The organism is Pantoea stewartii (assembly GCF_011044475.1).
GTDB lineage: Bacteria > Pseudomonadota > Gammaproteobacteria > Enterobacterales > Enterobacteriaceae > Pantoea > Pantoea stewartii.
The window spans coordinates 1,821,413-1,845,735 of sequence record NZ_CP049115.1; the positions used below are offsets into that span (position 1 = coordinate 1,821,413).

Consider the following 24,323-nt stretch of genomic DNA (forward strand, 5'->3'; position numbering starts at 1 on the left):
CGGTCTCATCATGCTGTATGCGTCAAGGGCCTGATGTCTGTTATGTCGCAGTGTGCTTTGCTGGTCTGCCGCGACTGACATACTGTGCCGATTGCGAGGCGACGCATTCTGGTGTGGATGTGACATTGACCGGCAACCGTTTCTGACTTTGATGTTGAGGGCGTCATGAATAACGACAAATTAATCCTGGTGGCGGAGGATGATGTTGAAATCTCCGATATCCTGATGAGTTACATCAAGCGAGCCGGGATGAGAACCGTCCATGCGGCTGACGGTGAGCAAGCCCTCACATTGATCACCCGCCTGCAGCCTGATTTAGTGCTGCTTGATATCCAGTTGCCCCGCGTTGATGGCTGGAATGTCCTTTCAACATTGCGCAAAGAGAGCAATACGCCGGTCATCATGGTCACAGCCCTGGACCAGGATATCGATAAACTCATGGGGCTTCGGCTGGGTGCGGACGATTATATCGTTAAACCGTTTAATCCTTCTGAGGTCGTGGCCCGTATCGAGGCGGTGTTGCGCCGCGCCAACCCTCAGGCGGCACCGCATAACCTGATTAAAACCCGTTTCATGACGCTTTATCCCGATGAGTTTTATGTGGAGATCCACAGCAACGGTCAGACACTGACGCCTGTCCTGACCACGACAGAATTTAAACTGCTGACGCACATGGCAAAATACCCACGTAGAGTTTTTAGTCGGGAAGAGTTGCTGAACGCCTGCTTACCTGAAAGCGATACGCTGGACAGAACGGTCGACAGCCACATGAGTAAATTACGCAAAAAATTCGAAAACTGTGGCATATCGGGCGTACCGGAAAGTATTCGCGGCATGGGCTATCGGCTGGGTGAACAGAAGTGAATAAAGACAAAGCGCTCAGTCGGCAAATTCTTTTGTTTATGCTGACTCTGGCCTTAGCCATTATTTTTGTTGCGGTGGTGGGCTCCTATCTGTTCTACAGCTTTGTCATTGATCATATCCCTGGTGGCTTATCCGCCAGCAACAGCGAAAATATGACGGTCTTCGACTGGGTCTGGATCGCCATCAGTTCCTCTCTCTGCATCCTGATTGCCTTGCTGTTTGCGTTTAAACTCACCGCGAAAATCCTTCACCCTTTAAGCTCCGTGGCCGCCAGCCTGCGACGTATTTCTCAGGGTGATTTAAGCGCGCGCGCCGCCAGCAGCCAGAGCCGCCTGGGCGAGGTCAATCTGTTAGTCCGGGACTTTAACGACATGGCGGAAAAACTGCAGACCCTGGACAACGAAAGGAAGTCCTGGAACGCGGCCATTGCCCACGAACTTCGCACACCGGTGACTATTCTGCGCGGCAGGTTGCAGGGGCTGGTCGACGGCGTTTTTGAGCCTGAACCCCACTTATTTATCAGCCTCTTGCGGCAGACTGAGGGATTATCTCGTCTGATCGACGACCTTCGCGTTGTCGGCGCGGCGGAAGGGGGTTCGTTTACGCTGGATATCCAGTCTGTCCCGTTTAGCGATATCCTGGAGAACGTCAGTACTGCGTTTTGCCATCCGTTCCGTGAACGTGGATTCACTCTGGTCATGGAGAAAACGCAGGCGATAACGCAATGTGATCCCCTCAGAATTATTCAGTGCCTGACGATTTTATTTGATAATGCACGCAATTACGCCACGCCAGGCCCGATCGCTGTGCGAAGCGGTGTCCGGGACAGCGCCTACTTTATTGAGGTGGAAGATGCGGGGCCGGGCGTAGCCGAAGAGTTCCAGCGTCATATGTTCGAGCCGTTTCAACGTGGTATCGCAGGTCGTGCGGCCAATCCGACAGGCTGCGGGCTGGGCCTGTCGGTCGCCAAAGCAATTATGCAGGCTCACGGTGGCGATATCGGCTATAAAACGTCTTCTCAGGGCGGGTCGCTGTTTTTATTGCGCTGGCCCGTTGCGCGCCAGGGCAGATCGGCAGGATAAGGTGGGTTGATACGGCTTCTGTTGCCACAACGCGCCGAGTTTAGCGTCCCATTCCAGAGGCATTATTTTGAGCTTGCCGCGCTGAGGCGTTAAGGTGATTTCACTAAAATACAGGCTGTCATCTTTCAGCATTAAATCGACCCGACAGTAGTCGATATCTTTTGCCAGCGCCTGCGCGGCACAGAGTGCGCGATAAAACAACGCGGGCTCGGCTATCGGCGCAGGATGATGAGGATAGTCAATCTGGAAAGGCTGCAGTTCCCACTTTCTGTTGTAGACATTGACATATTCCCTGCCCTGCTCATCAGTAAAATCCGCCTCAATAATGCTGGCATTACCGTTGAAACAATGGATACGCAACATCTCAGGCATTGTACTTCTTTCACGGCCTGCAAACAATTCAATATATTCTTCACAGAGAATCATCGGCGAGATGTTTTTATATTGCCATTCCCGAGTGGTGTAATACATATTCTTTTTCATCGCTAAATCCAGCTTCAGTAAAGCGGCTTTGATATTGAACGTCGCTTTGTCTTTACAGATTATCGTACTGCCGCTGTCGTGATTGCATTTCAAAACGAAAGTCGCGGGTAAACGGTTTAACGCAATCTCTTTGGTGCTTTTATACGTGTTAATGAGTGGCACAATCATCACATCATCGGTCCGGCTGGCCACGTAATCGCGCACCGCTAATTTATCCGCCAACTGCGTATAATGCGGATTCCTGTCATATATCAACCGATGACACATTTTTTCATTCAGGGTGACCGGATGAATCAGGTCAGGCTCTCTGCCCAGTAAAATACGCAATCGCTGCGTATGAAAACGTGCATCATTAATAATAAAACACCTTGCAACCTTGAGGCCGTATTCACAGTATTTAGCAATAAACGTAAGGGTATTCATGACATCCTCCACAACGGTGGCAGGATGATAAGCACCCCAGGTTGCCTGAGTTTGTCTGAACTGTGGAGCGCAAATGGAGGCTATCTGTTTCACTCTGCTCTCTCACCCAGGCCCGTTTTAATCGTGCGTTCGGTCAAAGTGCAAAGCGGTTTTTGGGTTTATTCTCTGATATCGATGCCGCTCAATGGTTCGTGATCTTTTTATCACGTGGAAAACGATTAACCCGTTCTTATGCAAGAGCGGCGTCAGTGCCGCCTCAGCAAGGGCTTATCACGCTGTTTTGACTCGGCGTGATTTATCTTTATTGCTGCGCTGATATTTCTTTCCCGGCTAATAACTGAAGTAAATTTTATGCGTTTTTGTTAAATATCAACTCATATAATAATGATTTCTATTTACATTTTATGTCTGATAAAATTCGCCGCGCCAGAATCGTTACGGCATGCCGTCTCATTTAATGATGGAAAACACCAATGAAAAAAATGCTTAGCCTGTTAAGTTTTATTTTCCTCACGACGAGTTCCGCCTGGGCCACCACCTATCCGTTGACCATCGAAAACTGTGGTCAGAAGGAAACCTTTACTAAAGCGCCAGCGCGCGTCGTAGCGCTTGGGCAAAATACGGCGGAAATCATGCTGCTGCTGGGGCTGCAGGATAAAATGGTGGCGAGCGCATTCTGGCCGACCAAAGTGTTACCTGAGCTTGCTGAAAAGAATGCGAAAGTGCCGGTACTGACGGTGGAAATCCCTACGCTGGAATCCATCCTGGCGAAAAACCCCGATTTTGTGGCTGCCCAGATTCAGCTACTGATGGGGCCGAGCAGTAAAGTTGCCAAACGCGAAGACTTTGAGTCCGTTGGCATAAACACCTACCTGTCACCAGGCATGTGTGCCACGAAGCAGAATACCGGCGATATTTATGGCAGCCGTTCGACGCTGTGGAATATGGCCTATGTTTACGAAGAAATCGCCGATTTTGCCAAAATCTTTAACGTTGAAGATCGCGGACAGCAGGTGATCAACGACTTTAAAAAGCGTGAAAGCGCCCTGAGAAAAGCCTTTCCTAAAGGCAAGAAAGACCTGTCTTTCGTGTTTTGGTTCTCCAGCTCCTCCCCCACCGCGGATGCCTACGTGGGCGGTAAAAATGGTGCCTCCGGCTTTATCGCCGATCTGCTGGGCGGCCATAATGCCATTACCACCGAAACCGAGTGGCCCACTGTCAGTTGGGAAAGTATCATTGCCGCCAATCCGGATGTCATCGTGGTCACCAGCCTTGATCGTAATCGCTGGAAGCTGGATAGCGCCGAAGAAAAGATTAAGTTCCTGAAAAGCGATCCGGCCGTGAGCCAGCTCGATGCCGTGAAGAAAGGCCATATTGTCGTGATGGACGGTCAGGCAATGAACCCGACGATTCGTACGATTTATGGTGCAGAACAGGTTGCAGAGCAGTTACGTAAGATGGGCCTGAATTAATGAGTGAAGGGGTTGTTCAGGCACGACGAGTGGGGTTTATCGCCATTGCGATCCTCGCCCTTGTCGTGCTGGTTGTGGTGATTGCACTGGGCGTCAGCGTAGGCGAGTTATCAATACCGCTAAAATCCGTCTTTTATACCGTCACCAATAAACTGGGAATGACGGCGGTGCCCGTTAACCGTATCCATGAAAGCGTGATCTGGGATTTCCGTTTAAGCCGGGCGCTGGTTGCCGCATTCAGTGGGGCAGGTCTGGCGATCTGCGGGGCGGTGTTACAGAGCCTGCTGAAGAATGCACTGGCCGAACCCTACGTGTTAGGGGTTTCGGCTGGCGCATCAACCGGGGCGGTGTTGATTGTGGTCTCGGGCGTCGGCGCGGGTGCCATCTCCCTTTCGCTGGGTGCCTTTACCGGTGCCTTTGCGGCTTTTGCGTTTGTTGCCCTGCTGACCAATGGCGCACGTGGCGGGACGGAGCGCACGATTCTGGCGGGCGTTGCGGCATCGCAACTCTTTAATGCGATAACCGCTTACACCATCAGTACCTCGGCGAATGCGCAGCAGGCGCGCGACGTCATGTTCTGGCTGCTGGGCAGCTTTAGCGGCGTACGCTGGCCGGAGTTTCAGTTGGTGGTCGTGGTCGTGCTGGTCGGTTTAGCGGTCTGTCTCTATTATGCGCGCGCGCTGGATGCCTTCACCTTTGGCGACGATGCCGCGGCTTCGTTAGGTATTCCGGTTGGCGTGGTTCGTCTGGTGCTGTTCACGGCAACCGCCCTGATGACCGCCACGATTGTCAGCATGGCCGGCTCAATTGGCTTTGTCGGGCTGGTGGTGCCGCATGTGATGCGCTTCTTCTTCGGTCCTCTGCACAGCCGCCTGCTGGTGGCCTGTGCTATCGCGGGTGCGATTTTGATGGTGCTGGCGGATATTGCCTCTCGCATGCTGATTGCCCCCCAAAGCCTGCCGGTGGGCGTGGTTACCGCGCTGGTGGGTGTGCCATTCTTTGCCGTTATTATTTATCGCTCCAGGAATCAATAATGAGCATTAGCGCCGAACACCTTACCTGGCAGGTGGGGAAAAAAATCATCGTTAATGACGTTTCCCTGGCGGTATCGCCGGGCGAAACGGTGGGATTACTGGGGCCAAATGGCTCAGGCAAATCCTCCCTGCTTCGTCTTCTGGCTGGCCTGCGTAAGCAACAAAAGGGCAAAGTGCTGCTGGATGGCAAGGACCTGTCGTCCATTGCCCGCAAACAGCTTGCCCGCCGTGTCGCCTTCGTTGAACAACATGCGTTAACCAGTGCCAATATGCGTGTGCGCGATATCGTCAAACTGGGCCGCATTCCGCATCACTCGCCGTTTTCCAGCTGGACCCACCAGGACGACGACATCGTCGATGCCGCACTGAAACGTGTGGATATGGCCTCACGTTGCGATCAGGGCTGGCAGAGCCTGTCTGGCGGAGAACGGCAACGCGTGCATATCGCCCGGGCCCTTGCTCAGGCACCGAATGAAATTCTGCTTGATGAGCCCACCAACCATCTGGATATTCACCACCAGATTCAGCTGATGAAGCTGATCAGCGAGCTACCGGTCACCAGCATTGTGGCAATTCACGATCTGAACCATGCCGCGCTGTTTTGCGATCGTCTTATCATTATGCTGCACGGGGGCGTGGTGGCGCAGGGCACGCCGGATGAGATTCTCACGGAGTCACTGCTGTGGGACGTGTTCAGGGTCAAAACACAGATCGAGACGTCCCCGGTACATGGTAAAAAACATATTCATTTCTATGTGTGAATCCCCGCGGCGCGCCGTCAGGACGGCCGGTTACCGGCCATCAGTCTGACGCGCGCGCGGGCGCGTCCGTTGCCGCGTTATGACGGGCTTCTTTCCCTGCGGCACATCCCGCCTGTGCAGTCACGCACGGTTGCCGGTGAGCGTCAGGTCATCGGGAGCACGCACGGGAAACACTAAAGAATAAACCATTTACAGGATTTGGTTCCGGCCTCTCTTTTTAGCAGTCCACTGTTTTCCAGTTTTAACAGCCAGTTTCTTGCAGCGTAAATAGACATATCGCACTCATCGGCGACGTCCCGGGTTAATATGCCTTCCGACTGTTTTTTAATAAGACACATAATGACGTCTTTCATCTGTGGTTTTTTCTCAGTGTCCTGAAGCTGATTCCATTTCGCGTCACATTGAATTTTATAAGCAAGCTCTTTCATGGCCGTTTCCCCGTAAAGTGTTAACACCTCAAAAATTAAATTTTCCGGCTATGTCTGTTATTTCGTTACAGCGCCAGGCTGTAACGAACCCGGGCATGCTGCCGATATGAGGATTTAACAATTACGGGGCTAAAATAGCCACAAACACCTTAGAATGGTTAATCTTAGAAAGGAAAAACTGTTTTTATAAATTTATATAAAATTAAATTCCACACAAGAGACGCTCGCTGTGCAGGGTAGCCACCAGAAGGAGGCGTAAACCCGCGTACATTCCACAGGGCAAGGACGTGCGAAACGGCGCTACCCGCGCCTGCGGACAACGCCATTAGCGGGTATGACAAACGATAAGAGGTAATACCCGACTGCCTACCAATATCGCATCCTCCATTACTTTTATTTTCGAAATATAGAGATAGGCAAAGTGGCTGTTTAATATATTTTCCGGTACGTTGTCGCGCAGACCGCGACTCACACTATAGTGGTCGAGCTTATAAAGTGACTGGATATAGGGTGAATACTGAAATTCGACATTACGTCTTAAGATATACGTATTTCCCGCTTGATAGACCGTTCCATCAACGGACACCATACCTTCTCCGGAATGACGCAGCGTCAGCACAAAGCTGGCATCCAGATGATAATTCCGGGTGAGATCGCGCTGTTGAAAATTCGCTGCGCAGGTAAATTCGAACATGGCGCGTTGCGATTTTACATAGTACAGGCCTCCCGCAATAACCAGGATGGCACAGAGCAAAACCAGACTGAGCGACACGACGTTCTTCTTATTCATTCTCTGCCCGCCATCCGAGTTCAGAATAGTTTGAGCAGTAGGCCTGGCCGCCCGTTACGTGGCGGCAGTAAGCGACGTAGACATTGCCCCAGTGGCCGGCCGTCACGTTTCTGTCCGCGTAAAACAGATATTTGCCGCCCTTCTGACAGGGCATGCCGCTGCTGGCGATGATTTTGCGCCACACGGGTTCCGGCGGGAAAGCCGATTCCCCCGGATGCACCGGCAGATAGAGTACCTCGCAGCCGTTGACGTCTGCCACGCTGACAGGCGCGATCGATTTTTCAGGCCGGAGGGAAGACAGCACCAGCACAGTCATGCCTGCCAGCAGGAGCACCGCAATACCTGCAGCGTAATAACGACGGTCGCGTCGCGGCAGAGCCGCCGTCGGAGAGACCGGATCCGCAGTGGGAGCCGCCAGTTCCGGCTCAAGGTGCGTCGTTTGAATCGCCAGCGTGGGATTGAAAACAAAGCCCACTTTATAAACGGTGGTGATAACGTCCTGGCTGATGCCCAGTGAGGCAAAACCGCGTCGAATAGACGATACATAGGCATTCAGGCTGTTGAACGAAGGCGTTGCGCCCGTTTCCTGCCAGAAATTATCAAGAATATGTTCCCGGGCCAGCACCACGCCGGGGCTTTTCAGAAACATTTCCAGTAAATGATTGCAGGCAGGCGATAAGGGCACGCTGGTTTCACTGGACTCGACCAGGCACAGTCGTCCCTGAGCGGGTGAAAACCGAACCAGACCTTCAATTACATATTCTGTCTGCTGCATTTCAGGCTCCGGCAACACACAGGCAAGGCAGTAAACAACAACGCATGCGGGATAACGATCCTCAATCATCGGGCAAAAAAGTCCGCGCATCATCAGCGCCGGCCGGGTGTGGTATGCATGGCCACTGAGCAAAATCTTCTGACGTGGCGGGCAGTGTGCATTACCGGCCGGGGAAACGGGCGGCGCTCAGATACGTGTCCGTTCGCTGAGCTAACACGCATGATGACGGCAGATCCCTCCAACCCGGATATTGTCAGGTCAGGTTAAATAATTTCGCTGTAATTGTATCAGAGAACGCCACGGCAAGAGCGGGAATGGCAGAAAGGTTCGTCTACGTTATCGACATCACGTTTTTTGCAATGATGTAGCACAAGTTCACGAAGACGGGCCGTGCAGATGCGCACAGAGGGAAAACCGGTCAATGCCACCCTCACCTTGTGGCATTGACCGGCGATGTTTTTACGGATGAAGCATTTAATACCAGCGGCCAAAGCGTTTGATGTACGCCATCTTCATTCCCTGCGCCACCAGACAGTAGCTAAACAGGGTGAGCACCAGCCAGGGGAAATAGTGCCAGGGCAGCGGAACTAATCCCACCAGCGTACCCAGCGAAGAGAACGGCAGCAGGATACCCGCCGCACAGATACCCATCGTGGTCAGCAGCACCGGCAGCCGGGCGCAGCTCTGAATAAAGGGAATCTTCTGCGTCCGCAACATATGCACCACCAGCGTTTGAGACAATAACCCTTCCACAAACCAGCCAGACTGGAAAAGCGACTGGGCGCTTTCATGATTTGCCCCGAAGACGTACCACATCAGCGCAAAGGTCGTGACATCGAAAATAGACGATGTAGGCCCCATCCACAGCATAAAGCGCTTGATGTTACCGGCATCCCACTTACGCGGTTTACGTAAAAACTCGCGATCCATCTTGTCCCAGGGCAGAGCCAGTTGAGAGATGTCATACATCAGGTTCTGAATCAGCAACTGGATAGACAGCATGGGCAGAAAAGGAATAAATGCGCTGGCAATCAGTACGGAGAACACGTTGCCGAAATTCGAGCTGGCCGTCATGTTCAGGTACTTGATGATATTGCCGAAGGTTTCGCGCCCTTTGAGGACACCTTCGCCCAGCACAGCCAAATCTTTTTCCAGCAAGATAATGTCCGATGACTCTTTGGCAATGTCCGTCGCCGTATCGACAGAGATCCCCACATCAGCCTCGCGCAGCGCAGGCGCATCGTTGATGCCATCGCCGAGGAAACCGACGGTATGACCATTCTGCTGCAGCAGTTTAAGCACGCGTGACTTTTGCTGCGGCGTCAGCCGGGTGAAAATCATGCAGCGCTCCACTTCCGTGCGCAGCACCGCGTCGCTCATGTCATCAATCTCATTGCCGGTCAGCATGGCTTCAGAAGCCAGCCCCACTTCCTGACAGACGCGCAACGTCACCAGCGGATTGTCGCCTGTCAGCACTTTGACCTTCACACCACTGTCTTTCAGCGCCTGAATCGCTTTGCCCGCGCTCTCCTTAGGCGGATCCAGAAAGGTCAGCATCCCTTCAATGGTCAGCTCGCACTCATCATTGCTGCTGAGTGGCAGCGCTATGCCGTGTTCACGGGTTGCCACCAGGAGGACGCGAAAGCCTTGCTGATTATAATGCTGCGTCAGGTTCAACAGTTCGACGCGTTTCTGTTCGCACAGCGGAATGACCGACTCGCCCTGACGTAGTGTGGTCGCAGCAGCCAGCATTTCCTCGACCGCCCCTTTGCAGATTAACAGTGGACGGTGCGTTTGCAGATCTTCCACCACCACAGAGACACGACGGCGGACGAAGTCAAAAGGCAGCTCATCCACCTTCTGAAACTGGCTGCACTGGGCCGCAGACAGGGTTTGCTCTCCAAATTTCAGTACCGCGCGGTCCATCAAATTTTTTGCCCCGCTCTGGCTGCTGCTGTTGAGCCAGGCCAGCAGCAATACGCGCGCATCCTCTACGCCTTCCCCGTTCAGGTGTGCCGACAAAAAAATGTTGTCCTGCGTCAGCGTGCCGGTTTTATCGGTACACAGCACATCCATTGCACCGAGGTTTTGAATCGCGTTCAGCCGTTTAACGATGACTTTGCGCCGTGACATCGCAATCGCGCCTTTGGCCAGATTGGCACTGACGATCATCGGCAGCATTTCGGGGGTCAGACCGACGGCAACCGCCAACGCGAACAAGGTGGCGTCCATCCAGTCGCCTTTAGTAAAGCCGTTGATCAGTAAGACAACCGGCACCATCACCAGCATGAAGCGGATCAGCAGTCTGGACACGCTGTTTACGCCACGGTCAAACGCGGTCTGCGGACGACGACCTGAGAGCGAGGCCGCCAGCGAACCAAACCAGGTTTCACTGCCGGTGGCGACAACCAGTGCGCGAGCCGTGCCGCTGGCGACATTGGTCCCCATCAGACAGCTGTTTCTGAGCTCCAGTACGCTGCGACCGGGCTGCTCTGCGATCTCTTCACCTGCGCTGAGATCGTTTTTCTCAACGGGCAGCGATTCACCGGTCAGGATCGCCTGGCTGATAAACAGATCGCGCGAGGCCAGCAAACGCACGTCGGCCGGCACCAGATCGCCCGCACTCAATAAAATCACATCGCCGGGCACCAGTTCACGCATATCGATATCGTGACGGCGGCCAGTCGTGCTGCCTTCTTCACGACGCAGTACGGTAACCTGCGTGCGAACCAGCGACTTTAAAGCCTGCGCGGCGCGGTTGGTACGGAACTCCTGCCAGAAACGCAGCAGTCCACTGAGCGTTACCATGGTAAGTATGATGATCACGCCAGACAGATCGGTGTCCTGACCGGCCCGCAGCGGTAGCCAGTAATCGGTTACCCAGCTGACCAGTGCCAGCACCATCAGCACATAGATGAACGGATTGTTAAAGGCCAGGATCAGCTGGACAAACGCGGAAGGCGCTTTTTCATGCACCACCTCATTGCGACCATAATCACCCAATCGCGCCCGGGCTTCCGTGTGCGTCAGGCCCTCATAGCTGCTGTGGAGGTTGCTCAGCGTGACATCGGTGCGATTGCGTGCTTCGCGTTCAATGGCAAAGGGCGTTTTGGTTTTTTTAAGTGTACGCTGGCGGTTGTGAATCATCGCGGCGTGTTCGAGTTTCATGTCGCTCATGTCGACATCTCCCTGATTTAAAGCAACAGATATCCTGCATGCAAAATAAAGCATGCCTGTATGTCCGGTTATTTCCGGTAAAGAGGTTCAGTCAGTTTTTAATAAATAAGCGCGCACGTCCGCCGCGCAGAAAAATAAAAATACCGCGCAATACCGGACCTGGCTAAATAAACGCACAAAAAATGACTGTATGAGAAAGGGTGCGCAGCCCGCGGCTACGCCTGTCGAGGCGGAGGAAAAAGTGCCTGAATATACATAAACATAATGCGCTCTCGCAGTGACTACAGCGTGTATTTCAGGGAGAGCAATCGGATCGTACAGAGAAGATTGCTGCCCGCCAGGTGGCAAGCAGCGAAATGCAGTTAGCTTGCCGGAGTAATAACGTATTTAGGGTGACTGTCCAAAGTATGACTCCTGCGACTATTTTCGCTTAGTATAATCCCAGCCCCGTTCGGGTAAAGAAAAATAACGGTTCAATCCCGGTTTCGTTTATTAACCGTTGTGACTTCAGCATGCCCGCCTGACCAGCCTTATAACCGTGCTGCATTTGTTATAACTTTTTTGCATATCATTAGCCCATAATCGACTATTCTTTGCATGAGCCCTTTCGTACACTCGCGTTACTTTCTCAGGCAAGGATTTTCCATGAAAAAAATAATTCCATCATTACTGGCCTTGTCACTGGCCACCGCATTCAGCGTTAACGCCGCCACACCAAAAGATACCCTGGTCGTCGTACAGTCAACAGACGATGCAGACAGCTTTGATCCGGCGAAAGGGTTTGAACTGACCAGCGTGCAAGCGTTTACCAACATTTATCAGCGCCTGGTGCAGTCGGATCCACAAAACCCCACAGATTTAAAACCGACCCTGGCGACATCCTGGCAGCCAGGTAGCGATAACCGCAGCCTGACGTTTGCATTGCGTAAAGACGCCAAATTCGCCAGCGGCAATCCCCTGCGCCCGGAAGATGTGATCTTCTCGCTGGGGCGCGTGGTGAAACTGAATCTGGATCCTTCCTTTATTCTGACCCAGCTCGGCTGGAACAAAGATAATGTGGATGGCTTCCTGAAAAAGGTTGATGACAACCATGTGCAGATTAGCTGGACGGCGAACGTCAGCCCGGCTTACGTTCTTAGCCTGCTGTCCGCACCGGTTTCCTCCATCGTCGATGAAAAAACTGTCAGCGCGCACGCCGAAAAAGGCGATTTCGGTAACGGCTGGCTGGCCACCAACTCTGCCGGTAGCGGCCCTTACCAGATTCGTAAAGTGGTGATGCATCAGGCCGTGATCCTGACCGCCAACCCGACGTCACCGGCCGGCGCGCCGAAGATTAAAAATATTCTGATCAAAAATGTGCCGGAACCGGCGGCCCGCCGGTTGCTGCTTGAGCAAGGCGACGCTGACATCGCCCGTAACCTGGGGGCAGACCAGATTGCCTCGCTGCAGGGCAAAAGCGGTGTGAAAACCGACGCGATTCCGATGGCCTCGCTGTATTACATCCAGTTCAACATTGGCAACAAAAACAATCCGGCGTTAAAAAACCCGGCCTTCTGGGAAGCGGCACGCTACCTGTTCGACTATAAAGGCATTGCCGGACAGCTGCTGAAAGGGCAGTTCGATGTGCACCAGACGTTTCTGCCGAAAGGTTTTCTGGGTGCCTTAAACGACAACCCGTACAGTTACGATCCGGAAAAAGCGAAAGCGATCCTGAAAAAAGCCGGCCTGACGAATGTCAGCTTTACCCTGTCCACCAGCAATCAGCCCCCGTATCTGGATATTGCCCAGGCCCTGCAGGGCAGCTTTGCTAAAGGCGGCGTAAAAGTGGAAGTGTTGCCGGGACTGAGCTCTGAAGTTTCTACCCGCGTCAAAGCGCATAACTACGAAGGCACGATCAACGCCTGGGGCGCAGACTACTTTGATCCGAATACCAACGCCTCGTCGTTCGCCTACAACCCGGAAGATGGCAGCAAGACGATTGCTTACCGTTCTGACTGGCATATTCCAGAGCTGAATAAGCAGGTGCTGGCTGCAACCGCCGAAAGCGATCCGAAAAAACGCGTTGAACTTTACCAGGCGATGCAACGTGAAGTGCTGAAAAGCTCGCCTTATGTTATTGGACTGCAGGCGAAAAACCTTATCGCCCTGCGCGATAACCTTAAAGGCTACGTTCAGGGCATTAACCCGGACATGGTTTACTATTCGCAGGTTACTAAGTAATGGCACACTCTGCCTCTTCTGCCGGGTCCGCCCGGCATTTTTGGCGGCGCGCTGGCCGCCTTTCATCAGGCTTACTGTCACTGGTAATCACCCTGTCAGGATTGCTGGCGTTTACCTTTATGCTGTCGCATCTCTCGCCGATCGATCCGGTACAGCAAATCGCGGGCGATCATGCCAGTGAAGCGACCTATGCGCAGGTTCGTCACGATCTCGGGCTGGATCAGCCGGTACTGATGCAGTTCTGGCACTACATTGCGCATCTGATGCGCGGCGATCTCGGCGTTTCCCGTCTGACGAATCAGCCCGTCAGCAGCGACCTGTTGCAGACGTTTCCGGCCACCATTGAGCTGGCCACCTGCGCAATGATTTTTGCCGTGATCTTTGGCGTTACACTGGCGTTGCTGGCCGCCTGGAAACCCGGCAGCGTGATCGATAACGTGACACGCTTTATCTCCCTGTTGGGTTACTCCGTGCCGGTCTTCTGGCTGGGCCTGCTGGGCTTATTGCTGTTTTATGCGGTGCTGCACTGGTCTGCCGGACCGGGACGGCTGGATGATATCTGGGCCTATACGCTGGAGCCGAAAACCGGCTTTGTGCTGATTGACAGCTGGCTGTCGGGCGACCGGGAAATTTTCTGGAACGCGGTGGCCCATCTCTGGTTGCCGGTGGTGATTTTGGGCCTGCTGGCGATGGCGGGCATTACCCGTTTGCTGCGCGCGGCGCTGCTGGAAGAGAGCAGTAAAGAGTACGTGGTGCTGGCGCGGGCAAAAGGCGCGGGCCGGGTGCGGATTCTGCTGCGCCATATCTTCCCGAACGTGCTGGGTACGCTCATTACCGTGATTGCGCTGTCCTACGCCACGCTGCTGGAAGGCTCGGTGCTGACAGAAACCGTGTTTGCCTGGCCTGGCGTAGGGCGCTATATGACCAATGCGCTCTTCTCTGGCGATGTGCCAGCCATTCTGGGGGCCACTCTGTTGATTGGAAGCTGTTTTATTCTGATCAATGCGCTGGCGGACGCCCTCACCTGGTTAACCGATCCGAGAACACGATGACGCAACAACTTACTGAACTTGAAACGGTGCGACCACGACGCAGCCGCCGACGCATCACCTCGTTAACCATCGGGTTAACGCTGGTGGCGATTGTCATTCTGATGGCAGTGCTGGCACCGCTCATCGCGCCTTACGATCCCAATCTGCAAACCATCTCCAGCCGCCTGCTGCCGCCTTCGGCTGCACACTGGTTTGGCACCGATGGCTTTGGCCGCGACCTGCTCTCACGGGTAATCTATGGTGCACGTCCGACGCTGCTGCTGGTATCACTGATTCTGATCCTCACTATCCCGGTGGGCCTGCTGGTGGGCATTACCGCCGGCTATACGGGCGGCTGGACCGAGCGCGTCTTAATGCGCATCACCGATATTTTTCTTTCACTGCCAAACCTGGTGATTGCCCTGGCGCTGGTTTCCATTATGGGACCGGGCCTGATGAACGGTGCGCTGGCGCTGGCGCTGACCAGTTGGCCGCCGTTTGCCCGTCAGGCGCGCGCCGAAACCCTGGCGCTGCGGCGCAGTGACTATCTGGCCGCCGCCCGTATGCAAGGCATTACCGGCTTTCGCCTGATGTTCGGCCATATTCTGCCGCTGTGCCTGCCCACCGCCGTGGTGCGCGCGGCGCTGAGCCTGGGCGGGATTATCCTGGCCGCTGCCGGACTGGGCTTTCTGGGCATGGGCGTGCAACCGCCTACCGCCGAGTGGGGCTCAATGGTTGCGGAAGGCAGTAAGGTGATCTTTGACCAGTGGTGGGTGGCGGCGGCTCCCGGCGCGGCCATTCTGTTTGCCAGCCTGGCGTTTAACCTGACAGGCGATGGCCTGCGTGACCGACTGGATACCCGACATGCAAAATAACATTCTTGTGGAGTCACTTAGCATCCGCAGCGAGGCGGCGACGCTGGTCGACAATATCAGTTTCTCCATCGGGCGGGAGCGGGTGGCGCTGGTTGGTGAATCCGGTTCGGGTAAATCGCTGACCGCCCGGACGTTAATGGGCTTACTGTCCCCTGCCCTGCATCTGCAGGCCAGCCAGCTTCAGGTCGCGGGTGAAAATGCCCTGGCCCTGAACGAGCGCGGCTGGAGTAAGCTGCGGGGCGAGCGCGTGGCCATGGTCATGCAAGACCCCAAATATGCGCTGAATCCGTCACGGACGATCGGCTGGCAGGTGGAAGAGCCGCTGATTCTGCACCGTCGCCTGAGCCGCGCAGCGCGCAAAGAAAAGGTGTGCGACATGCTGGATGCCGTCGGCCTGCCTAATCCGCGCCAGTTGATGCAGGTTTATCCGCATCAGCTGTCCGGCGGGATGGGACAACGCGTGATGCTGGCCATCGCCCTGATTACCGATCCGGCCTTTTTGATTGCCGACGAGCCGACATCCGCACTGGATCACGCCATGCGCGATCAGGTGCTGTCGCTGATTCGTGAGCTGGTGGAGTCCCGCAACATGGGCCTGCTGCTAATTAGCCATGATCTGCAACAGGTCTCAGAGCACTGCGAGCGCGTGATGGTAATGTACAAAGGTCGCGTGCTGGATACGCTGCCTGCGGCGGATTTGCCGCGCGCAACCCATCCCTACACTCGAACGCTGTGGTCCTGCCGCCCCAGTAAAGCCACGCACGGACAACCACTACCGGTGCTGGACCGCGCAGCGCTGGAGGCTCACCATGATTAATCTGCAACACCTGAGCGTGTCACACAAACAGGGTTACGATCTGCGCACCGTCGTACACGACGTTAACCTGCAGGTTAACGCGGGCGAGTGTTTTGGTCTGGTCGGCCCGTCTGGCTGCGGCAAGTCATCGCTGCTGTGGGTGATGGCCGGACTGAATCCGCACTGGCAGGGGGACATGCAACTGGCAGGGCACAAAGTTCTGCCGGGCAAAAGCTTTACCGGCGCGCTGCGTCAGGAGGTGCAGATGGTGTTTCAGGATCCCTATGCCTCCCTGCATCCCCGCCATCGCCTGCGCCGTACGCTGTCCGAGCCGCTCAACCTGCTGAAACGGGACAACATCGACGATCGTATTCATGAGGGATTTCGCCATGTGGGGCTGGATCCGTCGCTGGCCGATCGCTATCCTCATCAGTTGTCCGGCGGTCAGCGCCAGCGTGTAGCTATCGTGCGCGCCCTGTTGCTGCAGCCCAAAATACTGCTGCTGGATGAGCCAACATCGGCACTGGATATGTCAATCCAGGCTGAGATTCTCAATCTGCTTAACGATCTTAAGCGTCAGGATGGTCTGACGATGGTGCTGGTCAGCCACGATCCCGGTGTGATTGATCACATGTGTGACCGTGCCGTCCGGATGGCGCAGGGACGGATCGTTGAGCAGATTGCCGACTCAGCCTGATGCAAGGAAAAACCATGAGCATCCGACTTCGCCCACTGGAACGAGAAGATCTTCACTTTGTGCATCAGCTGGATAACAACGCCAGCGTCATGCGCTACTGGTTCGAAGAGCCGTATGAAGCCTTCGTGGAATTGTCCGATCTGTACGATAAGCACATTCACGATCAGACCGAACGGCGCTTCGTGGTTGAGCATGAGGGGCAAAAAGCGGGGCTGGTGGAGTTAGTGGAGATTAACCATGTTCACCGCCGCGCTGAATTTCAGATCATCATTGATCCGGCGCATCAGGGCAAAGGTCTGGCCACCCAGGCGGCGAAGCTGGCGATGGATTACGGTTTTTCCGTGCTGAATCTGTATAAGCTCTACCTGATCGTCGATCAGGAAAATGAGAAAGCCATCCACATCTACAGCAAACTGGGCTTTGAGATTGAAGGCGTGCTTAAACACGAATTCTTTATCAATGGCGAATACCGCAACACCATTCGTATGTGCATTTTCCAGCATCAGTATCTGGAACGCCATAAAGCACCGGGCGGTATGGTAAAACCTACCGCCCAGTAATCAGCCGCGTGCGCCGACCGGGTTCATGTAAGGCTTTGGATGCTCGGGTTCCAGGTTATACATGCCCCCGTAGAACGGATCGACCAGCAGCCAGCCGGGGAAGCCCAGCAGTGGAATATTCCCCAGCAGGTACCACAGGTTGGCACGGGCTTCGATCGGCACCGTGACGGGCACGTAGCCCGGACTTTCCAGCATCAGCAAATAGTGCTTTTTACCAAAATAGCGATGGGTGGATTTTTCCAGGATGACGGTTTTTGGCGTATAGCCTTCCGCAACCGGACGACCAGTTTCATCCTGTACGGTAAAACGCGCGCCGGGCGGCTGCGAATCGATCAGAACCGATTGGGTTTCGTTGCCAACAATGGTGGCGCAACCGCTCAGTAGCATCGCGGCAGCGAGAGCCAGAATGTGCTGTTTCATGGCAGGATCCGATAAAAGTCAGGAAGCACAGTGTAAACCGCCCTTCCCACCTTTTCATCCTTCTCAATCGGGCTATCATCGCCCGATTCTGCTGCTTTATTGCGGTTGACAATGGCGGGCAATCGCCGCGATGTCACGGGGTGAGGTGCGGCAGCAGCCGCCAATCAGTCGGGCGCCGGCCTGCTGCCATTCGGCAAATTTGTCATGCAGCGTGCAACCTGAGGGCGCGGAGTGCCAGCTTTTGCTGTTGGCATCGTACTGCTCACCTGAATTGGGATACACCACCAGGGGCTTCTCTGTCAGGCGCTGAAGCTGCTGCAGAGCGGGTGTGACACTGTCCAGCGCGATGCAGTTGATCCCCACGGCAATAACCTGCGGCTGCGCATTCAGGTAGGCCGCAACGTCACGAAGCGGCGTGCCATCGCTGAGGTGTTCCGCATCACGCAGCGTAAAGGAGAACCAGGCACAGCTGTCAGGGAATTCGCGCAGCAGGTTGACCAGCGTCTGCGCTTCGGCAAACGAAGGCAGGGTTTCACAGGCCAGCACATCCACGCCCGCTGCCAGCAAGACAGCTATCCGGGGGCGATGAAACGCCATCATCTCGGCTTCGGGCAACGTATAGTCGCCGCGATATTCCGACCCGTCCGCCAGAAACGCGCCATAAGGGCCCACCGAGCCTGCTACCAGCAATATCCTGTCGTCTGTCTGCGTCGCCAGGTAATCTGCGCGGGCACGTTGAGCCAGTTCGACGCTTTGTGCGATCAGCGCCAGCGACTGCTGTTCGTTCAAACCGCGTGCCGCAAAGCCTTGTGGCGTCGCCTGATAGCTGGCGGTAATCGCGCAGCGCGCGCCAGCAGCAAAATAGTCATAGTGCACCTGGTAAATCAGCTCAGGATTTTCCATCAGCACTTTCGCGGACCACAACGCATCCGTCAGATCGCAGCCCCGGGTTTCCAGCTCAGTCGCCAGCGCCCCATCCAGAATCAACGGAGCAGACTGCTGCAGTGCGTGTGATACAGGATTACGCGACATCTCTGGCCTCCTTAGCCTGTGATTTTTTGTGGGTCACATGGTAAGCGCCATAGCAAAACAGCACAAACGGAATTCCGCACCACAGGGCAATGCGCTGTGAGGGATCAAACGCCAGCCCGGCACAGGCCAGCAGGCAGAGTAAAAAGCCCAGAATCGGCGTAAACGGATAGAGCGGCGCGCGGTAAATCAGGTCCGCTGGCGCTTTGCCCTGCTGCACATGGCGGCGACGGAAAACATAGTGCGATGCACAGATGCTGAGCCACACCGCCACGACGGCAAAGCCAGAGATAGCAGACAGCGCCACAAATACGGTGTCCGGCGCGACCACACTGGAAAACAGCGCCAGCAGCCCGCCAATCATGCTGACGGTGATAGCCAGCAGCGGTACGCCACGTTTATTTACCCGGGCGAAGGCGCGCGGCAAGGTGTTTTCATTGGCCAGCGACCACAGCATCCGGCCCGAAGCATACAGGCCCGAGTTCGCCGCTGACAGGATAGCCGTGAGGATAACAAAGTTAATGATATCCGCCGCCCATGGAATACCGATTTTCTCAAATACCAGCACAAACGGGCTTTTGACGATACCGGCCTGATCCATCGGGATCAGCGCCGCCAGCACGAAGACGGTGCCGACAAAGAACAGGATAAGACGAGCAACGGTGGTACGAATAGCCAGCGGCACGACTTTTTGCGGGTTTTCGGTTTCACCGGCGGCAATACCGATTAACTCAGTGCCGGAAAAGGCAAAGTTCACCGCCACCATGGTCATGATGATCGGCAACACACCGTTAGGCAACCAGCCGTGCGCGGTAAGATTGCTCAGGCCGGGTGCTGGCGTACCGTCCTTCATGGGAATAAACCCGAACATGGCTGCACCGCCCAGGACGATAAAGGCGACAATGGTGATGACCTTGATGATGGAAAACCAGAATTCCCCCTCCGCAAAGAAGCGGGTAGAAATCACGTTCAGCAGATAGATGGCAATACAGAAGACCAGGCACCAGATCCAGACCGGCACATGCGGAAACCAGTACTGCATACAGAACCCTGCCGCCGTCAGGCTGGACCCCAGCGCGACGGTCCAGGTCAGCCAGTAGAGCCAGGCCACGGTATAGCCGGTTGCCGGACTCAGATAGCGGGCCGCATAGACGTGGAATGCGCCGGTTTCGGGCATCGCCACGGACAACTCGCCCAGGCAGGCCATGACCAGCCAGACCACCAGCGCGCCAATCAGATAAGCCAGCAGCGTACCGGCGGCCCCTGTCGTGGAAATGATGTAGCCGGTGTTAAAAAACAGGCCCGTACCGATCACGCCGCCCAGCGATAACATCACCAGGTGGCGTACTTTCATGGTTCGCTTGAACTGACCCTGCGAAGACGTATTCTGCTCGCTCATAAACCTCATCCATATGGACGTCTAAACATCTATATGCAGCAGATTTATACGCGTCGTCGCGCCGAAATGCAACGGGCGAAGCGGTAAGGTGCCAGAAAGGCCGGGATCGGTGCCCCGTGATAACGGGGCGGAATGCGTTAGCCAAACACGCTTTGCAGGTAGCGTTCCAGCGCCATTCGCGAACTGAAACCGTGCGGAATACCGTAGTGTTCCTGCGTATCACCGGCCAGGTAGAGAGGGAACTGTGTGTAGTGATCACAGATTTTCATTTCTGAGGCCGGTTCGGCGAAAGGCTGACTTTTTTCTTTTAACGTCGGGTGGATGACCAGCGCCGTGCGCCCCATGCGCGCTTCGCGATTGACGTAAACATAGTTGTCGCCACGACGATAGCCGTACGCACGGGGGGTAATTTCATCGACTTCAAAGCCCACTTTTTCCAGGACGCGCGCTACCTCATCTGGTCGTAAATACATGCTTGATCCTCTCCTCTTCAAAAGCCACGCAACCTTACATCAGCGTGGCTGTACGGGCATTCGGAATTTTCCCTAAAGGGTCGTCCCGCGCCTCGTTAAGCAAAACGTGGTCTACACTGAGTATTACGTGTTAATGACAAGGGAGCCAAAAATGTTTAATCGAACGCAAAAAAACGATGACATTGATATCAATCAGGATGTTAATGAGTTGGCAGATTCACTTGAAGCCCTGCTGAAGTCTTACGGCAGCGAGGCCAAAGACGAAGTCAATTCTGCGCGCAGTCAGGCTGAAGCCCTGCTTAAGCAAACCCGGGCAAAACTGAACGGCGGCGGTAACCGTGTCACGCAGGTGGCCCGCGATGCCGGCTATCAGGTTGACGCGTATGTCCATGACAAACCCTGGTACGGTGTCGGTATCGGCGCGGCCGTCGGCATTGTGTTAGGCGCACTACTGGTTTCACGCCGCTAACGCTGTTCCACCCCGTTATCATCCGCCTCGCTCACTGAGTGGGGCTTTTTTATGCCTGTTTTTTGAGCAACCAGCTTTACAAATTTATTTTTCGGGTGGCAGAGCGCGCCAGGCCTGGCTTGCCGCGATAATCGCGATTAACCATACATATGGTGCTATTGACCGCCACAAATACTACATCTAGTATTCATTTCATTGTCAGCCCACAAGATGTTTGCACGAACGAAGCCTGATTCAGGGATATACACGTCGTTATTCGCAGCAGGACCGCAATGAAAGAGGAATACGAATCATGCGCATTATTATTTACACTAAAAACCACTGTGTCCAGTGTAATGCCACGAAGAATGCACTGGATCGCCACGGCATTGATTACCAACTGATCAATCTGGATACCCAGCCGGACGCAATCGACAGCCTGAAAGCGCTGGGCTATCGCCAGGTGCCCGTGGTGATGACCCATGACGATCACTGGAGTGGCTTTCGTCCTGACAAGATAGCCCGTTTAACCCAAACCACGACCATCGGCGGGTAGTCACATGTTCCCACTGGTCTATTTTTCCAGCCAGTCGGAAAACACCCATCGGTTTATTACCCGTCTGGGCCTGCCCGCGCACCGCATACCGATTGAGAGCAAGCAACCGCTGCATATTCACCAGCCTTATATTCTGGTGGTGCCGAGCTATGGCGGTGGCAGTCATCGCGGCGCCGTGCCCAGACAGGTGATTCAGTTTCTTAATGATGAAGCCAATCGTCGCGGTCTGCGCGGCGTGATCGCGGCCGGTAACCGTAACTTCGGTGAAGGCTACTGCCTGGCGGGCGACATCATTGCTAAGAAATGCCAGGTTCCCTACCTGTATCGGTTTGAACTGATGGGAACGCCGGACGATATCGCCAATGTAAAAGCGGGAGTAACCCAATTTTGGCAACAACAGACACTCTGAACAACGTTGCGCTGGACTACCATGCGCTGAACGCCATGCTGAATCTGTACGACGCCGATGGCCGTATTCAGTTTGAAAAGGATCAGCAGGCGGCGCGACAGTTCCTTATTCAGCACGTGCAACCCAATACGCTGCACTTTGCCAGCGTAGCCGAGCGCCTGCGCTATCTGGTTGCAGAAGGCTACTATGAAGCGGACGTGCTGAATCAGTACGATTTTGACTTCCTGTGTGCCCTGCACGATGAAGCCGACGCATGGGGTTTTGAGTTCAAAACCTTTTTAGGCGCGTGGAAGTACTACACCAGCTACACGCTGAAGACATTTGACGGCAAGCGTTATCTGGAAACCTTTGCGCAGCGTGCCTGTATGGTGGCACTGACGCTGGCACGGGGCGACGAAAGCCTGGCACGCGCAGTGCTGGCGGAAATCCTCAGTGGCCGTTTTCAGCCTGCCACGCCGACGTTCCTTAACTGCGGCAAGCAACAGCGCGGCGAGCTGGTTTCCTGCTTCCTGTTGCGTATTGAAGACAATATGGAATCGATTGGCCGGGCGGTGAATTCCGCCCTGCAGCTGTCCAAACGCGGCGGCGGCGTGGCGTTCCTGTTGTCGAACCTGCGGGAGGCCGGTGCGCCGATTAAGCGCATTGAAAACCAGTCTTCCGGCGTCATTCCGGTCATGAAAATGCTGGAAGATGCGTTCTCCTATGCTAACCAGTTGGGCGCACGTCAGGGAGCGGGCGCAGTCTGGCTCAGTGCTCACCATCCTGACATTTTACGTTTTCTGGATACCAAGCGCGAAAACGCCGACGAGAAAATCCGCATTAAAACCTTGTCGCTGGGCGTGGTGATCCCGGACATCACCTTCCAGCTTGCCAAAGAGAATCAGCCGATGGCGCTGTTCTCGCCCTACGATGTGGAGCGGATCTACGGTCAGGCGTTTGGTGATATCAGCGTCAGTGAGAAATATCACGAGATGCTGGCGGATGATCGCATTCGTAAAACCTATATTCAGCCGCGCGATTTCTTCCAGACGCTGGCGGAAATTCAGTTTGAATCGGGTTATCCCTACATCATGTATGAGGACAGCGTCAACCGCGATAACCCTGTTGCCGGTCGCATTAATATGAGCAACCTCTGTTCAGAGATTTTGCAGGTGAACAGCGCCAGCGAGTTTAATGAAGACCTGAGCTACCGCCGCGTGGGAAAAGACATTTCCTGTAATCTGGGTTCCCTGAATATCGCGCATGCGATGGACTCGGGCAATCTCGCACAGACGGTGGATACGGCAATCCGCGCCCTGACGGCGGTATCAGAGATGAGTGATATTGCGTCCGTGCCTTCCGTTGCAGAAGGTAACCGGCGTTCCCATGCGATCGGCCTGGGCCAGATGAACCTGCATGGCTATCTGGCACGGGAAGGCATCGTCTATGGTTCCCCGGAAGCACTGGATTTCACTAATCTCTATTTTTACTGTGTGACCTATTATGCGCTGCGCGCCTCGAATCAGCTGGCAAAAGCACGCCAGCAAACCTTCGAGGGTTTTGAGTCCTCGACCTATGCCACCGGCGCTTACTTTGACAAGTATTTGAACGCTGACTGGCAGCCGCGCACTGCCCGTATTGCCGCCCTGTTTGCCAAAGCGGGCATTACGCTGCCCGGACGTGAAGACTGGCTGGCGCTGCGTGAAGCGGTGATGACCTCAGGTTTATACAATCAGAATCTGCAGGCTATCCCGCCCACGGGGTCGATCTCCTACATCAATCACGCCACCTCCAGTATTCATCCGATTGTGTCGCGTATTGAGATCCGCAAAGAGGGTAAAACCGGTCGCGTATACTATCCCGCCCCCTTCATGACCAATGACAATCTGGCGTTCTATGAAGATGCCTACCAGATTGGGCCGGAGGCCATTATTGATACCTACGCTGAGGCAACCCGACATGTGGATCAGGGCCTGTCACTGACCCTGTTCTTCCGGGACGACGTGACCACGCGCGACATCAATAAAGCGCAGATATACGCCTGGAAGAAAGGTATCAAAACGCTCTATTACATTCGACTGCGCCAGATGGCCCTGCAAGGCACCGAAGTGCAGGGCTGCGTCTCCTGTGCACTGTGAGAAA

The 24,323-nt window shown here is 54.7% G+C and carries 24 protein-coding genes; 15 read left to right on the forward strand and 9 right to left on the reverse strand.

Annotated elements, in window-relative coordinates; genetic code table 11:
- The first annotated feature begins 165 nt into the window (after nt 1-165).
- On the forward strand, nt 166-864 hold the full coding sequence (locus G5574_RS08595; RefSeq protein WP_033739419.1) for a response regulator: 699 nt from the start codon (nt 166-168) through the stop codon (nt 862-864).
- Entirely contained in the window at nt 861-1,946 is a 1,086-nt protein-coding gene (locus tag G5574_RS08600) for an ATP-binding protein (protein WP_039340098.1), read from the forward strand. The genes G5574_RS08595 and G5574_RS08600 overlap by 4 nt, the downstream gene beginning before the upstream one ends.
- Here G5574_RS08600 and G5574_RS08605 read toward each other — a convergent pair.
- Nucleotides 1,902-2,852 (reverse strand): ATP-grasp fold amidoligase family protein, encoded by a 951-nt coding sequence (locus tag G5574_RS08605; RefSeq protein ID WP_164482504.1) that lies wholly within the window; start codon nt 2,850-2,852, stop codon nt 1,902-1,904. The two genes, G5574_RS08600 and G5574_RS08605, sit on opposite strands and share 45 nt — an antisense overlap.
- Before the next feature lie 473 nt (nt 2,853-3,325).
- On the opposite strand from G5574_RS08605, the gene eitA reads away from it, so the two are divergent.
- Genes eitA through eitC form a run of 3 tightly spaced genes read left to right on the forward strand, consistent with a single transcriptional unit; the run spans nt 3,326 to nt 6,119 of the window.
- Complete coding sequence (gene eitA, locus G5574_RS08610) at nt 3,326-4,324, forward strand: siderophore ABC transporter substrate-binding protein EitA (RefSeq protein WP_006120487.1); 999 nt, start codon at nt 3,326-3,328, stop codon at nt 4,322-4,324.
- Nucleotides 4,324-5,358, forward strand: a complete 1,035-nt coding sequence (locus G5574_RS08615) for a FecCD family ABC transporter permease (protein ID WP_033739425.1) — start codon at nt 4,324-4,326, stop codon at nt 5,356-5,358. Before eitA ends, G5574_RS08615 begins: the two co-directional genes overlap by 1 nt.
- Entirely contained in the window at nt 5,358-6,119 is a 762-nt protein-coding gene (eitC, locus tag G5574_RS08620) for a siderophore ABC transporter ATP-binding protein EitC (protein WP_164482505.1), read from the forward strand. The genes G5574_RS08615 and eitC overlap by 1 nt, the downstream gene beginning before the upstream one ends.
- Before the next feature lie 173 nt (nt 6,120-6,292).
- Here the strand turns inward: eitC and G5574_RS08625 are convergent, their stop codons facing one another.
- The 4 genes from G5574_RS08625 to mgtA all read right to left on the reverse strand — a co-directional run bounded on the left by G5574_RS08625 (nt 6,293) and on the right by mgtA (nt 11,289).
- Complete coding sequence (locus G5574_RS08625; RefSeq protein ID WP_006120482.1) at nt 6,293-6,547, reverse strand: FaeA/PapI family transcriptional regulator; 255 nt, start codon at nt 6,545-6,547, stop codon at nt 6,293-6,295.
- Nucleotides 6,548-6,872: 325 nt separating this feature from the next.
- Nucleotides 6,873-7,337 (reverse strand): hypothetical protein, encoded by a 465-nt coding sequence (locus G5574_RS08630; protein ID WP_164482506.1) that lies wholly within the window; start codon nt 7,335-7,337, stop codon nt 6,873-6,875.
- Complete coding sequence (locus G5574_RS08635; protein WP_039340102.1) at nt 7,330-8,112, reverse strand: winged helix-turn-helix domain-containing protein; 783 nt, start codon at nt 8,110-8,112, stop codon at nt 7,330-7,332. The genes G5574_RS08630 and G5574_RS08635 overlap by 8 nt, the downstream gene beginning before the upstream one ends.
- 474 nt (nt 8,113-8,586) lie before the next feature.
- Nucleotides 8,587-11,289 carry a magnesium-translocating P-type ATPase gene (gene mgtA / locus G5574_RS08640; protein ID WP_133745463.1) on the reverse strand — a complete coding sequence of 901 codons (2,703 nt, stop codon included), beginning with the start codon at nt 11,287-11,289 and terminating at the stop codon, nt 8,587-8,589.
- Between the two features lie 645 nt (nt 11,290-11,934).
- Between mgtA and G5574_RS08645 the strand changes: the two genes are divergently transcribed.
- Genes G5574_RS08645 through speG form a run of 6 tightly spaced genes read left to right on the forward strand, consistent with a single transcriptional unit; the run spans nt 11,935 to nt 17,468 of the window.
- Nucleotides 11,935-13,509, forward strand: a complete 1,575-nt coding sequence (locus G5574_RS08645; protein ID WP_033739429.1) for an ABC transporter substrate-binding protein — start codon at nt 11,935-11,937, stop codon at nt 13,507-13,509.
- Nucleotides 13,509-14,561 carry an ABC transporter permease gene (locus tag G5574_RS08650; protein ID WP_164482507.1) on the forward strand — a complete coding sequence of 351 codons (1,053 nt, stop codon included), beginning with the start codon at nt 13,509-13,511 and terminating at the stop codon, nt 14,559-14,561. The genes G5574_RS08645 and G5574_RS08650 overlap by 1 nt, the downstream gene beginning before the upstream one ends.
- Nucleotides 14,558-15,415 carry an ABC transporter permease gene (locus G5574_RS08655; RefSeq protein ID WP_054633264.1) on the forward strand — a complete coding sequence of 286 codons (858 nt, stop codon included), beginning with the start codon at nt 14,558-14,560 and terminating at the stop codon, nt 15,413-15,415. Before G5574_RS08650 ends, G5574_RS08655 begins: the two co-directional genes overlap by 4 nt.
- On the forward strand, nt 15,405-16,232 hold the full coding sequence (locus tag G5574_RS08660; RefSeq protein WP_033739435.1) for an ABC transporter ATP-binding protein: 828 nt from the start codon (nt 15,405-15,407) through the stop codon (nt 16,230-16,232). Before G5574_RS08655 ends, G5574_RS08660 begins: the two co-directional genes overlap by 11 nt.
- On the forward strand, nt 16,225-16,908 hold the full coding sequence (locus G5574_RS08665; RefSeq protein ID WP_164482508.1) for an ABC transporter ATP-binding protein: 684 nt from the start codon (nt 16,225-16,227) through the stop codon (nt 16,906-16,908). The genes G5574_RS08660 and G5574_RS08665 overlap by 8 nt, the downstream gene beginning before the upstream one ends.
- 14 nt (nt 16,909-16,922) lie before the next feature.
- Nucleotides 16,923-17,468 carry a spermidine N1-acetyltransferase gene (gene speG, locus G5574_RS08670; protein WP_006120674.1) on the forward strand — a complete coding sequence of 182 codons (546 nt, stop codon included), beginning with the start codon at nt 16,923-16,925 and terminating at the stop codon, nt 17,466-17,468.
- Here speG and G5574_RS08675 read toward each other — a convergent pair whose 3' ends face one another.
- The 4 genes from G5574_RS08675 to G5574_RS08690 all read right to left on the reverse strand — a co-directional run bounded on the left by G5574_RS08675 (nt 17,469) and on the right by G5574_RS08690 (nt 20,789).
- Nucleotides 17,469-17,888: a hypothetical protein gene (locus tag G5574_RS08675; protein ID WP_006120675.1), complete on the reverse strand. Its 420-nt coding sequence runs from the start codon at nt 17,886-17,888 to the stop codon at nt 17,469-17,471.
- A 96-nt stretch (nt 17,889-17,984) separates the two neighbouring features.
- Entirely contained in the window at nt 17,985-18,920 is a 936-nt protein-coding gene (gene mmuM, locus G5574_RS08680; RefSeq protein WP_164482509.1) for a homocysteine S-methyltransferase, read from the reverse strand.
- The gene (mmuP, locus tag G5574_RS08685; protein WP_006120677.1) at nt 18,910-20,316 is read right to left on the reverse strand and encodes an S-methylmethionine permease; all 1,407 of its coding nucleotides are present in this window, start codon (nt 20,314-20,316) and stop codon (nt 18,910-18,912) included. The genes mmuM and mmuP overlap by 11 nt, the downstream gene beginning before the upstream one ends.
- A 137-nt stretch (nt 20,317-20,453) precedes the next feature.
- The gene (locus G5574_RS08690; RefSeq protein WP_164482510.1) at nt 20,454-20,789 is read right to left on the reverse strand and encodes a DUF2002 family protein; all 336 of its coding nucleotides are present in this window, start codon (nt 20,787-20,789) and stop codon (nt 20,454-20,456) included.
- A gap of 151 nt (nt 20,790-20,940) precedes the next feature.
- On the opposite strand from G5574_RS08690, the gene G5574_RS08695 reads away from it, so the two are divergent.
- From G5574_RS08695 to nrdE, 4 genes are all read left to right on the forward strand, one after another.
- On the forward strand, nt 20,941-21,258 hold the full coding sequence (locus tag G5574_RS08695; RefSeq protein WP_033739441.1) for a DUF883 family protein: 318 nt from the start codon (nt 20,941-20,943) through the stop codon (nt 21,256-21,258).
- Nucleotides 21,259-21,550: 292 nt separating this feature from the next.
- Entirely contained in the window at nt 21,551-21,793 is a 243-nt protein-coding gene (locus tag G5574_RS08700; RefSeq protein WP_006120680.1) for a redoxin NrdH, read from the forward strand.
- A gap of 4 nt (nt 21,794-21,797) precedes the next feature.
- Nucleotides 21,798-22,202, forward strand: coding sequence for a class Ib ribonucleoside-diphosphate reductase assembly flavoprotein NrdI (nrdI, locus tag G5574_RS08705; protein WP_006120681.1), 405 nt, complete (start codon nt 21,798-21,800; stop codon nt 22,200-22,202).
- A complete protein-coding gene (gene nrdE, locus G5574_RS08710) occupies nt 22,181-24,319 on the forward strand; it encodes a class 1b ribonucleoside-diphosphate reductase subunit alpha (protein WP_072021703.1) in 2,139 nt (712 codons plus the stop codon). Before nrdI ends, nrdE begins: the two co-directional genes overlap by 22 nt.
- The last annotated feature ends 4 nt before the right edge of the window (nt 24,320-24,323 follow it).